Here is a 12,498-nt window from a genome sequence, read left to right on the forward strand (position 1 = left end):
CACATAGGCAACAAGGCCGATGAGCAGGACAAAGGACAGGGTTTTCAACCCGTTTCCGGACATATCAGCCTCATTCTGGCGGCGGCGCGGCGACGGGCGGGCCTATCTCTTTAGTATAGGCGATGCAGCAAAGCCTTGCCAGAGGTGACACGGGGGAAGTCGTGCAATGCGCATGGCTTTGCGCGCGGGGATGCCGGCTCACTTGCGCCGTGGGGGCGTCTTGGGTCCGTCGGCGCGGGGGGCGTTGCGGGTGCTGGGCTTGGCCGCGGAGGGTTTCCGGCTGCGCGGTTTGGCGGGCGGCGCAGGGGCATCCTCGCGGGTTGTGGCGGGGCTGCGGCCCGCTGGCGCGCCGGGTTTGGCCGAGGTCTTGGTGCCGGGTCTGCTGCCGGGCCGTGTCGTGGCGGCAGCCCAGCTGTCGGCCAGTTGACCCAGAGCCTTGCGCCCGCGCGCGCTGCCCACCGCGCCGGGGGCTTTTGCGGCGGGGGCCTTTGCGGCTGCCGCACGGGCGGGTTTGGCGGGGGACGCGCCTTCGCGCGGGGCGCGCACAGGCTTGTCGCCTGTCGGGGTGCGGGTCGCAGGCGCGCGGGACGAAGGCGCCCGCGTGGGGCGGTCCTCTTCGCCTGCGGTGCGGCCGGTGGTGCGCACGCGGGGTTTGGGCTTGGCGTTCGCGCCGGACACCTCTTCGATCTGGCCCGAGATCAGCGCGCCAAGCTGGTCGCGCAGGATGCGGGGCTTGATCTCTTCGACCTCGCCCGGCTCCATCTCGTTGAGGCGGAAGGGGCCGTAGCTGATGCGGATGAGGCGGTTCACCGTCATGCCGATGGCCAGCATTGCGCGGCGGATCTCGCGGTTCTTGCCTTCGCGCAGCCCGATGGTCAGCCAGGCGTTTGCGCCCTGGTGGCGGTCGATCTTGACCTCCATCGGCTGAAAGCGCTCGCCGTCGATGGTGATGCCCTTGCGCAGGGGTTCGATCTCGGGCTCGGTCGGGTTGCCCTTGACCCGCACCCTGTATTTGCGCAGCCAGCCGGTCGAGGGGAGTTCGAGCTGCCGTTTCAGCGCGCCGTCATTGGTGAGCAGCAGGAGACCTTCGGAATTGAGGTCGAGCCGCCCGACCGACATCACGCGGGGCATGTCCTCGGGCAGGTGGTCGAAGACGGTGTCGCGGCCTTTCTCGTCCGAGGCCGAGGTGACCAGACCTTCGGGCTTGTAGTAGAGCCAGAGGCGCGGCGGTTCGGGGGCGCCGACGGGCTGGCCCGACACGGTGATCTTGTCGGCGGCGGTGACGTTGAGGGCGGCGGAGGTGATGACCTTGCCGTTGACGGTGACCTCGCCCGCCTCGATCAGCCGCTCGGCCTCGCGGCGCGAGGAGATGCCGGCGCGGGAGAGCACCTTGGCGATGCGCTCACCCGATGCGGCCGGTTTCTGGCTTGGCTTTGCCGCGGTCGTGCGGGGTTGCGGCTTTTCATTGGCGGCCATGACTGTCATCCTTGGCGCGGGGTGGCCAGCCCCGGGGGCTGTCTGCCCCCGGACCCCCGAGGATATTTGGGAACAGATGAAAGAGCAACGCGGGTTCGTGTCGTTTATGGAGATCGCGCTGGAGGAGGCGCGGGCGGCGGGTGCGCGGGGGGAGGTGCCGGTGGGGGCGGTGGTGGTGGCCCCCGGCGGCAGGATCGTGGCGCGGGCGGGGAACCGGACGCGGGAGCTGAGCGATCCGACGGCCCATGCCGAGGTGCTGGCGATCCGCGAGGCCTGCCGTCTGGCGGGGTCGGAGCGGCTGGGGGGGCATGATCTTTACGTGACGCTGGAGCCCTGCCCGATGTGTGCCGCGGCCATCGCGGCGGCGCGGGTGGGGCGGCTTTACTACGGGGCGGCCGACCCCAAGAGCGGCGGGGTCGCGGTGGGGGCGCGGGTCTTTGCGCACCCCCAGTGCCACCACGTTCCCGAGGTGTATGACGGGATCGGGGCAGGGGAGGCGGAGGCGCTGTTGAAGGCGTTCTTTGCGGCGCGGCGGGGGTGAGGTCCGCTGTGTTACAGGATGCAAAACCGTTTGTAATCAGGGATTTGGACCGGGGGCATTAAGGTTTCTTCAACCTTTTGGTCTGCCGAGCGCTGTTTTCGGGGGCTCTTGCCGCCGCTCTGCGTCACCCCGGCCCCCGCGCGGTATCGCGGGCGCCGGGGGGCAATAGCGTGACGGCCAAGGACGATTGTGACGCGCGGGGAAAGGCACATGCCACCGGCATTTGCCGGTGCCTTCTGCGCCGTGACGCCGGGCGGTGCAGGCAGATGAGGCCCGCCTTTGCCCAGCGGCCTGTGAGCGCGCGCGGGCCGCATGGCCCGCGCAAGGTGTGCCCGCCTTCCGCTGCCCCGTCCGCCGGTTTTCAGGGGTGCCGGAGGGGCGGGGCGGAGGTCAGAGGCGGATCGGCTCCATCACCTGCGGCTCGATCATCGTCACGCCGGGGGGCAGGCCGGCCTTGAGTTCGGAGGCATCCTGCGCCAGTGCGCCGAAGGTCTTGTAGTGGCAGGGGATCACCGTCTTGAAGTTGAAATAGCGCCGCGCGGCATAGGCGGCGCGGGCCATGTCCATCGTGTAATGCCCGCCGCAGGACAGGATGCCGATGTTGGGTTTGTGGTAATCGGCCATCCATTCCATGTCGGCCATGATGTCGGTATCGCCCGAGACATAGATCACCTGATCTTCGCCCGCGATCATGAAACCCGCCTCGGACCCTGCGACGATGGCATCGCCCCCTGCAAAGTCGACGCTGGAGGAATGGGTGGCGTTGACCATCGTCACTTTGGCGCCGCCCGCGTCGATGGTGCCGCCCTTGCCGAAGCCGATGACCTTTTCCACGCCCTGCCGTTCGAGATAGCCGGCCAGTTCATGGATCGCGGCGAGCGTCGCGCCGGTTTCCTTGGCAATCGCCACCACGCTCGAGGCATGGTCACCATGCGCATGGGTCAGAAAGATATGGGTGACGCCTGCAAGCGCCTCTGCCCGCCGGTCGGCGGGAAACATCGGGTTGCCGTCAAGCCAAGGGTCGATGAGCAGGACTGCGTTTTCGATTTCGATGCGAAAGCCGGAATGGCCGAGCCATGTGATCTGCATGTGAGGGGTCCTTGACGCTGTGAGGCCGCAGGGCTGCAAGGCCGCGCGGCAGGTGCTGCGGGGGAATTGAGCGCGCGCAGCGGATTTGGCAAGGCTTGCGGCGGTTGCGCGGGCTTGCAGGCTTTTGGCGGGGGGGCTAAACGGGGCGGATCATCGCAGGAAAAAGGGGGCTTTCCCATGTCCATCGACATCGACACCGCCCGCAAGGTGGCGAAACTGTCCCGAATCCGGGTGGAGGATGCCGACTTGCCGGCGCTGGCCGAGAAGCTGTCATCGATCCTCGGGTTCATGGAGCAGCTGAAGGATGTGGATGTGGAGGGCGTCGAGCCGATGACCAGCGTCACGCCCATGCGGCTGAAGCGGCGGGCAGATGTGGTGACGGACGGCAACCAGCAGGCCGCCGTGCTGAAGAACGCGCCCGATGCGCGTGAGGGATTCTTTGCGGTGCCGAAGGTGGTGGAATGAGCGCGGACATGACCAAGATGGCTTCGGGGGCGAATGGCTGGACGATTGCGGCGGCGCGCGACAGCCTGCGCAAGGGCGAGGTTTCGGCGGTTGACCTGACGATGGCCTGCCTGACCGCGATGGATGCGGGCGACGGGCTGAATGCCTTTGTGCACAAGACGCCGGAACTGGCGCTGGAGCAGGCGCGCGCGGCGGATGCGCGGATTGCGGCGGGCGATGCGCCTGCCATGTGCGGGATTCCGGTGGGGGTGAAAGACCTGTTCGCCGTCAAGGGCGTGCCGACGCAGGCCGGATCGAACATCCTGCGCGGGTTCAGGCCCGAATATGAATCGACGGTGACCACCAAGCTGTGGGAGGCGGGGGCGGTCTGCCTTGGCAAGCTGAACATGGATGAATTCGCGATGGGATCGTCGAACGAATCATCCTGCTATGGCCCTGCGGTGAACCCGTGGAAGGTGGACGAGCGCAAGCTGACACCGGGCGGGTCTTCGGGCGGCTCGGCGGCGGCGGTGGCGGCCGATCTGTGCCTTGCGGCGCTGGGCACCGATACCGGCGGGTCGATCCGCCAGCCTGCGGCGTTTTGCGGGATCACCGGCATCAAGCCGACCTATGGCCGCGTGAGCCGCTGGGGCGTGGTGGCCTATGCCTCGAGCCTCGATCAGGCGGGGCCGATGGCGAAATCGGTGCGCGATGCGGCGATCATGCTGGGCGCGATCGCGGGGCATGATGCGAAGGATTCCACATCGGCCGAACTGGCCGTGCCGGATTTCGAGGCGGCGCTGACCGGCGATATCCGCGGCAAGCGGATCGGGATTCCGCGCGAATACCGGCTGGAGGGGATGCCCGCCGAGATTGCGGCGCTGTGGGACCGCGGCATGGACATGCTGCGCGACGCGGGCGCCGAGATCGTGGACATCAGCCTGCCGCATGCGAAATATGCGCTGCCGACCTATTACATCATCGCGCCGGCCGAGGCGTCTTCCAACCTCGCCCGTTATGACGGGGTGCGCTATGGCCATCGCGCCAAGCTGGCGCAGGGCGATGGCATTACCGAGATGTATGAAAAGACCCGCGCCGAAGGCTTTGGCCCCGAGGTGCAGCGGCGGATCATGGCGGGGACCTATGTGCTGTCGGCGGGGTTCTATGACGCCTATTACAACCGCGCGCGCAAGGTGCGGGCGCTGATCAAGCGCGACTTCGAGCAGGCCTTCGCGGCGGGGATCGATGCGATTCTGGCGCCCACCACGCCGTCCTCGGCCTTTGGCCTTGGCGAGCAGGGCGGCGCGGACCCGGTGGAGATGTATCTGAACGACGTGTTCACCGTGACGCTGAACCTTGCGGGCCTGCCCGGGGTGGCGGTGCCGGTGGGGCTCGATTCCAAGGGCTTGCCTCTGGGCTTGCAGCTGATCGGGCGGCCGTGGGAAGAGGCCGCCTTGCTCAATCACGCCTATGTGCTGGAGCGGGCGGCGGGTTTTGTGGCCAAACCTGCGAAATGGTGGTAGTTCCTGCCGCTGAATTCTTGAATGGGTCTGTCAGATCATGCGCGTTTCCCTGCTGTTGCTTTTGCCCCTGACCCTTGTGGCCTGCGCCCCTGCCGTGCCGGACAGCGGGGCAGGGATCGGGTTTCAGGACTACAATTCCTACATGCGCGAGCGGGATGCCGCGACGGGGCGCCCGCAACCGATTGTGACGCCGGGGTTCTCGCCCGACCAGATCGGCGCGGCGATTGACCGGGCCGACGGGCGGGGCGGGATCGCGCCGGTGGGCGGGCCTGCTGCGACGGGCGCTGTGATCGGGGCTGCGCCCGGCACGATTATCGGGGCCGACCGCCCGCGCGGCAATGCGCCCGCCGGCATCCGCGAGGAAACGGGGGAGGCGGCGCGGATCGCCAGCCTTGGCGGTGGCAGCGCGCGCATCTCGGACGAGAATGACTTTGATGCCGTGGCCAGCCGCGAGACGATTGAAAGCGACCGCGCCCGCATCGACCGCAACCGCGCGCAATATCAGGTGATCCAGCCCGGCGCGCTGCCGGTGCGCCCCGGCGCGCTGGGGCCGAACATTGTCGATTACGCGCTGGCGACCAACCATCCGCGCGGCACGCAGATGTATCGCCGCTCCAGCTTTGGCAGCAACAACGCGGCGGCGAAATGCGCGGGCTATGCCTCGCCGGATCTGGCGCAGCAGGCGTTCCTCGAGCGGGGCGGGCCGGAGCGGGATCGGCTGGGGCTGGACCCGGATGGCGATGGCTATGCCTGCGCCTGGGACCCGAGCCCCTACCGGCTGCGGTGACGGGGGGCGGCCTGCCCTCGCCGAATTTCGGCGAACGGCGGGGTGGGGTGCTGCCGTCGCTGGTCGTGATCCATTATACGGCGATGGAAAGCTGCGCTGCCGCGCGCGCGCGGCTGTGTGATCCGCAGGCCGAGGTCTCTGCCCATTGGCTGATCTCGCGCCACGGCGAGGCGGAGGCGCTGGTGGACGAGGCCCACCGCGCCTGGCACGCCGGGGCGGGCGCATGGGCGGGGCTGGGCGATGTGAACAGCCACTCCATCGGCATCGAACTCGACAACCGCGGCGCCGAACCCTTTGCCGCGCCCCAGATGCGCGCGCTGGAAGGGCTGCTGGCGGACATCATGGCGCGCTGGTCGATCCCGCCGCATCGGGTGATCGGCCACTCCGACATGGCCCCTGCGCGCAAATCCGACCCCGGCCCGCGCTTTGACTGGCAGGGGCTGGCACGGCAGGGGCTGTCGGTCTGGCCCGAGACCGCGCCCGACCTGAGCGGAGATGTGTCGGCCCCCGACTTTGTCGCCTCTGCCCGCCGCTTCGGCTATCCCGACCATCCGTCGGAGATTCTGCTGCGCGCCTTCCGCCTGCGCTTCCGCCCCGGTGCCAGCGGACCGCTGACGGCGGTGGAGACGGCGATGGCGGCCAACCTCGCGCTGCGCTTTGGCGTTGACGGCCCCTCCGCAGCGGCGTAAGCCCCCTCTCGCGCGGATGGCTGGATGACCGCGGGGGCGCAAGCCTTCGAGGAAAGTCCGGACTCCATGAAGCAAGGGTGCCGGGTAACCCCCGGCGGGGGCAACCCCAGGGAAAGCGCCACAGAGAACAGACTTCCCCGATGTGAGAGAAGGTTCGCCTTCGGCTCGGCGGGGAACAGGTGAAACGGTGGGGTAAAAGCCCACCGCGGGACTGGCAACAGGACCGGCACGGCAAGCCCCACCCGGAGCAATGCCGAATAGGGGCCTCGTGTGGAAAGGTCTGCGCCCGCCGCAAGGCAAGAGCAGAGACCTCCACAGGGACGCTTCAGCCCAGAGGCCCGGGTTGGCAGCTTGACTGCATCTGGCAACAGATGTGGCAGAGGAATGGTCATCCAGAGGTGCCGGTCGCAAGACCGGGGCCTTGGACAGAATCCGGCTTACAGGCCGTCCGCGCATTTTCGGAACCGATGTCAGGGGGCTTTGCCCCCTCGGCTTCGCCTCACCCCCAGGATATTTAAGAACAGATGAATGCGGCATCATCTGTTCTTAAATATCCCCGCCGGAGGCTACGGCCGAGCCGGTTGCGGCGCAGCCGCAGAGGCGAGAAAAAAAGCTTGCGCGCTTTGCGCGCTCAATTAGATCAGGTTGCGCGGCGTTTGGCTGTTGACTCTGACCGGGGCACGGGTAAAAGGCGGGCTTCAAGGATTTCGCGGGGCAACGGTGTTGCCTCGATGCAGGAGAGACGACTATGGCCAAACCGGCGACGATCAAGATCCGTCTGAACTCGACGGCTGGCACCGGGCACTTCTATGTGACCAAGAAGAATGCCCGGACCATGACCGAGAAGATGACGGTCCGCAAATACGATCCCGTGAAGCGGGAGCATGTGGAATACAAGGAAGGCAAGATCAAGTAAGATCCTGCTTCCTTTCTGTCTGAAGGCCGCCCTTGGGCGGCCTTTTGCATTTGCGTTGCGCGGCCCTGTGCAGGGTCAGGTTTCTGTGCGGTAGGGTGTCGTCGCGGGTTCCCCCTCGATGGTGGTATAGCGCCGCGACTCCGGCTTGCGGATGACGTGGGCGATGCGGTCGTGATCGGGGTAGGTGATCACATCCGCAGGTGCGCGGGTGCCGATCACCAGATAGCGCGCCTCGGCCGTGCCGTGGTTTTGCAGGCAGTGGCCTGCGGGCGTGCCGGCCTTGAAGGTGGCGGTGTCACCCGGCCGCAGGGTGGCGGTTGTCTCGCCCTCGAGCAGCGTGACCTCGCCTTCCAGCATGTAGATCATCTCGTCCTCTTGCGCGTGCCAGTGCCTGAGCGAGGAGGCCGAGCCGGGGGGGCAGGATTTCGATGAAGGCGCCGAACTGGGTCAGGCCGCCGGTGTCTGACAGAAGCAGCGCGCGATAGGGACCGCAGGGGTTGCCTGTTCCATCGGAGGTTTCGCTCAGCGCTTCGGACAGGGGGAAATGGGGCATTGCTTTCTTCCCTTTTCGGGCAGGATGCCGGAACGCGGGCCGAAACAAAAGGGCCGCCCGAAGGCGGCCCTGTCGTCAATCACGCGAGGCGTGCGTGTTTATTCGCGGTTGCCCATGAACTGCAGCAGGAACATGAACATGTTGATGAAGTCGAGGTAGAGGCGCAGCGCCCCCATGATGGCCGACTTGCCCAGCCATTCCTGATCCATCGCGGCAGCATGCTCGATATACTCGTTCTTGATGCTTTGCGTGTCATAGGCGGTGAGGCCGGCAAAGATCAGGATGCCGATGACCGAGATCGCGAACTGCAGCGCCGAGGAGGCCATGAAGATGTTGACGATCGACGCCACGATCAGGCCGATCAGACCCATCATCAGGAAGGTACCCATGCCCGACAGGTCGCGCTTGGTGGTGTAGCCGTAGAGCGAGAGGCTGGCGAAGGCGATGGCCGTGGCGAAGAAGGTCTGCGCGATCGACACGCCCGTGTAGACGGCGAAGATGAAGCTGATCGACAGGCCCATCAGTGCGGCGAAGGTGTAGAAGAACAGCTGCGCGGCGGCGGCCGAGAGGCGGTTGATCATGGCGCTGAAGGCGAAGACCATGATGAGCGGCGCGAACATCACCACCCATTTCAGCGGGGTGCCGAAGATGGCGGCGAGCATCGTCTCATTGGTGCCGACGGCCCAGGCGACGCCCCCCGTCAGCACCATGCCGACGGACATCAGCCCGTAAACCTTGTTCATATGGGCGCGAAGGCCCTCGTCGATCTGGGCGGCGCGTACACCTGCGCCGGCTGTACGGATCGTTGTATAGTCAGCCATGTGAAAGCCTCCGATAGTTACCCCGTGCCCCGCGCGGTTCGTCCGCGCAGGATTTATGGGGCTAATATCGGGAAGCATGCCGCTGATTTCAAGGATTTCCGGTCGGTCCCGTCGCGGAAAAAGCCGCCTTTCGGCGCGGTGTTTTGGCGCGGGCGGCGGATCAGCCGAGGCTGCGGCCCGTCCAGTTGGCGGGGATGTCCCACAGGGGGCGGTCGGCTTCGGCAAGGGCCTGAGGGCGGGTGAGGCCGATATCGGCCAGCGTGCGGTCATCGAGGCGGGCGAGGAAGTGGCGCTGGCGCCGCGCGGCGAGGGCCGTGCGCAGGAGCGTCAGCAGGCGCGGAGCGCGTCCAGCCGACTGCACGCGCCGGGTGGCGAGCGTGGCGGTGTGGAGCGAGGCAAACATGGTCTTTCCTTTCAGGGTTCAACGGCGGTGCCGGCGCGGAAGCACCTTGGGCACTTGCCTGAGATAGCCGAATCGGCGACATTAGGAAAGTGAATGGTTTTGAAGTCTCATATCAAGGAACGTGATGTGGCGCGCAATCTGGACCTGACCGCCCTGCGGTCTTTCGTGGCGGTGGCCGATGCGGGCGGGGTGACCCGCGCCTCGGGTTTCCTGAACCTGACGCAATCGGCGGTGTCGATGCAGATCAAGCGGCTGGAAGACATGCTGGGGGTCGAGGTGCTGGACCGCTCGGGCCGGCAGGTGGCGCTGACGGCGGCGGGGGAGCAGCTTTTGGGCTATGCGCGGCGGATGCTGGCCCTGAACGACGAGGTGATGGGGCGGCTGACGCGCGATCCGCATGAGGGCGAGGTGGTGCTGGGGGTGCCGCATGACATCGTCTATCCGGTGATTCCGCAGGTGCTCCAGCATTTTGCCCGCAGTTTCCCGCGGATGAAGGTCTCGCTGATCTCGTCCTTCACACGGGTGCTCAAGGCGCAGTTCGGGCGGGGGGAGTGTGACATCATCCTGACCACGGAGGATGCGGTCGATCCGGGCGGGGTGACGCTGGCGGAATTGCCGCTGGTCTGGGTGGGCGCGCCGGGGGGCGTGGCGTGGAAGTCGCGGCCGCTGAAGCTGGCCTATGAGCATAACTGCATCTTCCGGCAGGGGGTGCAGGCGGCCTTGGACCGCGCGGGGATCGCCTGGCAGATGGCGGTGGAAAGCGACAGCACCCGCACGATCGAGGCGAGTGTGAGTGCGGACCTTGCCGTGCATACGGTGCTGGCGGGGTCAGAGCCGCCCTATGTGGAGCGGATCAGCCACGGCGGGGCCTTGCCGGAGTTGCAGCGGATGAAGGTGAACCTCTATGTCGCGGACCCCGCGCACAGCCCTGCGGTGCTGGAGATGGCGGCAATGATCCAGCGCGCCTATCAGGCGCGCGGCGCGGTGCGGGCGGCGGGGTGAGGCGCTGACTTGCGCGCGAAGCGGTCATTCAGACGGGCGCCCGTCCTCGATCGGCGTTCCATCCAGCCGCGTAAAGCGGCGGCCCGACGGGTCGTGATACATGATCACGTCATGGTCGGGATAATGGACTGCTCCCGACACGGCACGGCTGCCCATCACCAGCATCACCGCATCGGCCGATGATCTGTTCTCGAGGCAGTGGGCAATCGCCGACCCTGCCCGCCAGCCCGCCGCATCGCCCGTGCGCAGGATTGTCTCGGTCTCCTCGATCAAGACAAGTTCGCCGGAGAGTATGTAGACAAACTCGTCTTCCGTTTCGTGCCAGTGTCGATGGGATGACCGTGAGCGAGGCGGCAATCGTTCAAGATGGACGCCAAACTGCTGAAGGCCCACCTGGTCGCCAAGGGGAATCACCGCTGATGGACCGTCGTCCTGCCCCGACAGCGGATTTGGGCCACCCGGGTGTTCTGTCCAGACGCGGTTCTCGATCTTGGGCAAGCTGTTCTCCGTCGTTACCGGCCAAGCGTAGCTTGTGATGAAGCTGTCAACAACGTCTGCTTCGGGCTCGCAGCAACTCTGTTCCCTTACCCGATCTGCACCACCACCTTGCCCGTCGCCTTGCGCTCGCGCAGGAGGGCGAGGCCCTCGGGCAGCGCTTCGAGCGGCAGGTGGTGCGAGATGTGGGGGTGCAGGCCGCCGTTTGCATACCAGCCTATGAGGGTGGCGAGGCTTTGGGTGACCAGATGCGGGGCGAAGTCCATATAGGCGCCCCACCAGAAGCCGATGACCGAGATGTTCTTGACGAGGAGGATGTTGGCGGCGGGTTTTGGCACCTCGCCGCCCGCAAAGCCGATACAGAGGATGCGGCCATCGGGCTTGGTGGCGCGCAGGGCGGCGTCAAAGCCCGCGCCGCCGACCGCATCATAGGTCACGTCCAGGCCGCCGAGGGCCTTGAGCTGGTCCTTGAGATCGGGGCTTTCGCTGTCGATCACGATATCGGCCCCTGCCGCCTTGGCGACGGCAAGCTTGTCGGCCCCGCGCGCGGTGGCGATGACGCGCGCGCCCATGCGCTTTCCCACCTCGACCGCGGTCAGGCCGACCCCGCCTGCGGCGCCGGTGACGAGGAGCGTCTCGCCCTCTTGCAGCCGGGCCTTGTGCCAGAGCGCCAGATGCGAGGTGCCATAGGCGATCAGGAAGGCGGCGGCATGGTCATAGGGCATGGATGGGGGCAGCGGCACCAGCCTGTCGACGGCGAAGGTGCCGTATTCGGCCAGCCCGCCATGTCCCGCATAGCAGGCAACGCGGGTGCCGGGAGCGGGGCCGGAGGTGTCCGGCCCGAGGGCCACCACCTCACCCGCGAGTTCCAGTCCCGGTGTGAAGGGCAGCGGCGGTCTGGATTGATACTTGCCCTCGGCCATCAGGAGATCGGCGAAGTTGAGCGCGCAGGCATGGATGCGCAGCAGCGCCTGACCCTGCGCGGGGACGGGGCGGGGCAGATCGCAAAGGCGCGCGGGAGTGGTCAGGGAATCGATCTTCCAGGCGCGCATTGCATCTCCTCGGGGCGGGGTGATTTGCGCCAGCGTAATCCGGGCGCGGCAGGGGTGCCAGAGGCTGCACGCGGGGCCATGCGGACGTTGCGTTTTGCGGATATGTTGCAAAATGCAAAGCATTTTACAAAACACGCATTGCGGGAATAATGTGGTAACCTATTCTTCCGTAGGTAAGGTGAGACGGATGGTGGTCAGTTGTGTAATTCGGCATGCATAAATCAGGTCAGTCTTGGCGTATTGTGTAAAAATCTTGCCAACGGGTGTCACAGGGCTGCTTTGGCACGAAAGTTGCTTGTCATAGATCAGGGACTTAAAGAGGTCGGAGAGTTTTGATGAAACACCCAGTGGACGCCCATGTTGGGAAACGTATTCGCCACCGTCGTTGGATGGTGGGCATGACGCAGCAGCAGCTTGCGGATAAGGTCGGGATCAAGTTCCAGCAGATCCAGAAGTATGAAACCGGCATGAACCGTGTGAGCGCGTCGCGGCTGTGGGACATCGCGGAAACGCTGGGAGTGCAGATTGCCTTCTTCTTCGAGGGGCTTTCCGGAGAGGGCGCAGAGGCTGTCGCCCCGCCGGCGGGAGATTTCTTTGCCGACAAGGAAGCGCTGGAGCTGGTGCGGTCTTACTACGCCATTCCCGAGGCGCAGCGCCGCCGCCTGTTCGATCTGGCCCGCGTGCTGAGCGAGGCCGCGGCCTGACGT

15 protein-coding genes and 1 other RNA gene are annotated in these 12,498 nt (G+C 66.4%); 9 read left to right on the forward strand and 7 right to left on the reverse strand.

The genetic code is table 11. The features are described from left to right. Positions 1–198 precede the first annotated feature (198 nt). Entirely contained in the window at positions 199–1,476 is a 1,278-nt protein-coding gene (locus G3572_RS12865; RefSeq protein ID WP_164612427.1) for a pseudouridine synthase, read from the reverse strand. 76 nt (positions 1,477–1,552) lie between these two features. Between G3572_RS12865 and G3572_RS12870 the strand changes: the two genes are divergently transcribed. Next, on the forward strand, positions 1,553–2,017 hold the full coding sequence (locus tag G3572_RS12870) for a nucleoside deaminase (RefSeq protein WP_164612429.1): 465 nt from the start codon (positions 1,553–1,555) through the stop codon (positions 2,015–2,017). A gap of 390 nt (positions 2,018–2,407) precedes the next feature. On the opposite strand, the gene G3572_RS12875 is transcribed toward G3572_RS12870, so the two are convergent. After that, positions 2,408–3,106: a metal-dependent hydrolase gene (locus tag G3572_RS12875; protein ID WP_164612431.1), complete on the reverse strand. Its 699-nt coding sequence runs from the start codon at positions 3,104–3,106 to the stop codon at positions 2,408–2,410. A 177-nt stretch (positions 3,107–3,283) separates the two neighbouring features. Between G3572_RS12875 and gatC the strand changes: the two genes are divergently transcribed. From gatC to rpmG, 6 genes are all read left to right on the forward strand, one after another. After that, positions 3,284–3,571 carry an Asp-tRNA(Asn)/Glu-tRNA(Gln) amidotransferase subunit GatC gene (gene gatC / locus G3572_RS12880; protein WP_164612433.1) on the forward strand — a complete coding sequence of 96 codons (288 nt, stop codon included), beginning with the start codon at positions 3,284–3,286 and terminating at the stop codon, positions 3,569–3,571. 17 nt (positions 3,572–3,588) lie between these two features. After that, on the forward strand, positions 3,589–5,073 hold the full coding sequence (gene gatA, locus G3572_RS12885) for an Asp-tRNA(Asn)/Glu-tRNA(Gln) amidotransferase subunit GatA (RefSeq protein ID WP_435530981.1): 1,485 nt from the start codon (positions 3,589–3,591) through the stop codon (positions 5,071–5,073). Between the two features lie 37 nt (positions 5,074–5,110). After that, entirely contained in the window at positions 5,111–5,860 is a 750-nt protein-coding gene (locus tag G3572_RS22110) for a hypothetical protein (RefSeq protein WP_240335519.1), read from the forward strand. A 47-nt stretch (positions 5,861–5,907) separates the two neighbouring features. Beyond that, positions 5,908–6,549 (forward strand): N-acetylmuramoyl-L-alanine amidase, encoded by a 642-nt coding sequence (locus tag G3572_RS12890; RefSeq protein ID WP_354004027.1) that lies wholly within the window; start codon positions 5,908–5,910, stop codon positions 6,547–6,549. A 12-nt stretch (positions 6,550–6,561) separates the two neighbouring features. Continuing rightward, positions 6,562–7,005, forward strand: an RNA gene (rnpB, locus tag G3572_RS12895) — RNase P RNA component class A. Between the two features lie 292 nt (positions 7,006–7,297). Further along, a complete protein-coding gene (gene rpmG / locus G3572_RS12900) occupies positions 7,298–7,465 on the forward strand; it encodes a 50S ribosomal protein L33 (protein WP_100197186.1) in 168 nt (55 codons plus the stop codon). Between the two features lie 75 nt (positions 7,466–7,540). Here rpmG and G3572_RS22115 read toward each other — a convergent pair whose 3' ends face one another. The 3 genes from G3572_RS22115 to G3572_RS12915 form a co-directional block, all read right to left on the reverse strand. Next, positions 7,541–7,831, reverse strand: coding sequence for a cupin domain-containing protein (locus G3572_RS22115; RefSeq protein ID WP_240335520.1), 291 nt, complete (start codon positions 7,829–7,831; stop codon positions 7,541–7,543). A 285-nt stretch (positions 7,832–8,116) separates the two neighbouring features. Next, entirely contained in the window at positions 8,117–8,839 is a 723-nt protein-coding gene (locus tag G3572_RS12910; protein ID WP_164612439.1) for a Bax inhibitor-1/YccA family protein, read from the reverse strand. Between the two features lie 160 nt (positions 8,840–8,999). Beyond that, entirely contained in the window at positions 9,000–9,242 is a 243-nt protein-coding gene (locus G3572_RS12915) for a DUF1127 domain-containing protein (protein WP_164612441.1), read from the reverse strand. 126 nt (positions 9,243–9,368) lie between these two features. On the opposite strand from G3572_RS12915, the gene G3572_RS12920 reads away from it, so the two are divergent. Beyond that, positions 9,369–10,244: a LysR family transcriptional regulator gene (locus G3572_RS12920; protein ID WP_164612575.1), complete on the forward strand. Its 876-nt coding sequence runs from the start codon at positions 9,369–9,371 to the stop codon at positions 10,242–10,244. 24 nt (positions 10,245–10,268) lie between these two features. On the opposite strand, the gene G3572_RS12925 is transcribed toward G3572_RS12920, so the two are convergent. Together G3572_RS12925 and G3572_RS12930 are read right to left on the reverse strand one after the other, a co-directional pair. After that, a complete protein-coding gene (locus tag G3572_RS12925; RefSeq protein WP_164612443.1) occupies positions 10,269–10,742 on the reverse strand; it encodes a cupin domain-containing protein in 474 nt (157 codons plus the stop codon). Positions 10,743–10,828: 86 nt separating this feature from the next. Further along, positions 10,829–11,791, reverse strand: a complete 963-nt coding sequence (locus G3572_RS12930; protein WP_164612445.1) for an NADPH:quinone oxidoreductase family protein — start codon at positions 11,789–11,791, stop codon at positions 10,829–10,831. A 335-nt stretch (positions 11,792–12,126) separates the two neighbouring features. Between G3572_RS12930 and G3572_RS12935 the strand changes: the two genes are divergently transcribed. Further along, positions 12,127–12,495: a helix-turn-helix domain-containing protein gene (locus G3572_RS12935; protein ID WP_164612448.1), complete on the forward strand. Its 369-nt coding sequence runs from the start codon at positions 12,127–12,129 to the stop codon at positions 12,493–12,495. Positions 12,496–12,498 lie beyond the last annotated feature (3 nt).

Source organism: Pseudotabrizicola algicola, assembly GCF_010915705.1.
Lineage (GTDB): Bacteria > Pseudomonadota > Alphaproteobacteria > Rhodobacterales > Rhodobacteraceae > Pseudotabrizicola > Pseudotabrizicola algicola.

What these genes read in the sequence shown, in the direction of transcription:
- G3572_RS12865 (WP_164612427.1), bottom strand. Translation starts at nt 1,476, where the DNA reads ATGGCCGCCAATGAAAAGCCGCAACCCCGCACGACCGCGGCAAAGCCA.
- rpmG (WP_100197186.1), top strand. Translation starts at nt 7,298, where the DNA reads ATGGCCAAACCGGCGACGATCAAGATCCGTCTGAACTCGACGGCTGGC.
- gatC (WP_164612433.1), top strand. Translation starts at nt 3,284, where the DNA reads ATGTCCATCGACATCGACACCGCCCGCAAGGTGGCGAAACTGTCCCGA.
- G3572_RS12915 (WP_164612441.1), bottom strand. Translation starts at nt 9,242, where the DNA reads ATGTTTGCCTCGCTCCACACCGCCACGCTCGCCACCCGGCGCGTGCAG.
- G3572_RS22110 (WP_240335519.1), top strand. Translation starts at nt 5,111, where the DNA reads ATGCGCGTTTCCCTGCTGTTGCTTTTGCCCCTGACCCTTGTGGCCTGC.
- G3572_RS22115 (WP_240335520.1), bottom strand. Translation starts at nt 7,831, where the DNA reads ATGATCTACATGCTGGAAGGCGAGGTCACGCTGCTCGAGGGCGAGACA.
- G3572_RS12930 (WP_164612445.1), bottom strand. Translation starts at nt 11,791, where the DNA reads ATGCGCGCCTGGAAGATCGATTCCCTGACCACTCCCGCGCGCCTTTGC.
- G3572_RS12935 (WP_164612448.1), top strand. Translation starts at nt 12,127, where the DNA reads ATGAAACACCCAGTGGACGCCCATGTTGGGAAACGTATTCGCCACCGT.
- gatA (WP_435530981.1), top strand. Translation starts at nt 3,589, where the DNA reads ATGGCTTCGGGGGCGAATGGCTGGACGATTGCGGCGGCGCGCGACAGC.
- G3572_RS12910 (WP_164612439.1), bottom strand. Translation starts at nt 8,839, where the DNA reads ATGGCTGACTATACAACGATCCGTACAGCCGGCGCAGGTGTACGCGCC.
- G3572_RS12875 (WP_164612431.1), bottom strand. Translation starts at nt 3,106, where the DNA reads ATGCAGATCACATGGCTCGGCCATTCCGGCTTTCGCATCGAAATCGAA.
- G3572_RS12870 (WP_164612429.1), top strand. Translation starts at nt 1,553, where the DNA reads ATGAAAGAGCAACGCGGGTTCGTGTCGTTTATGGAGATCGCGCTGGAG.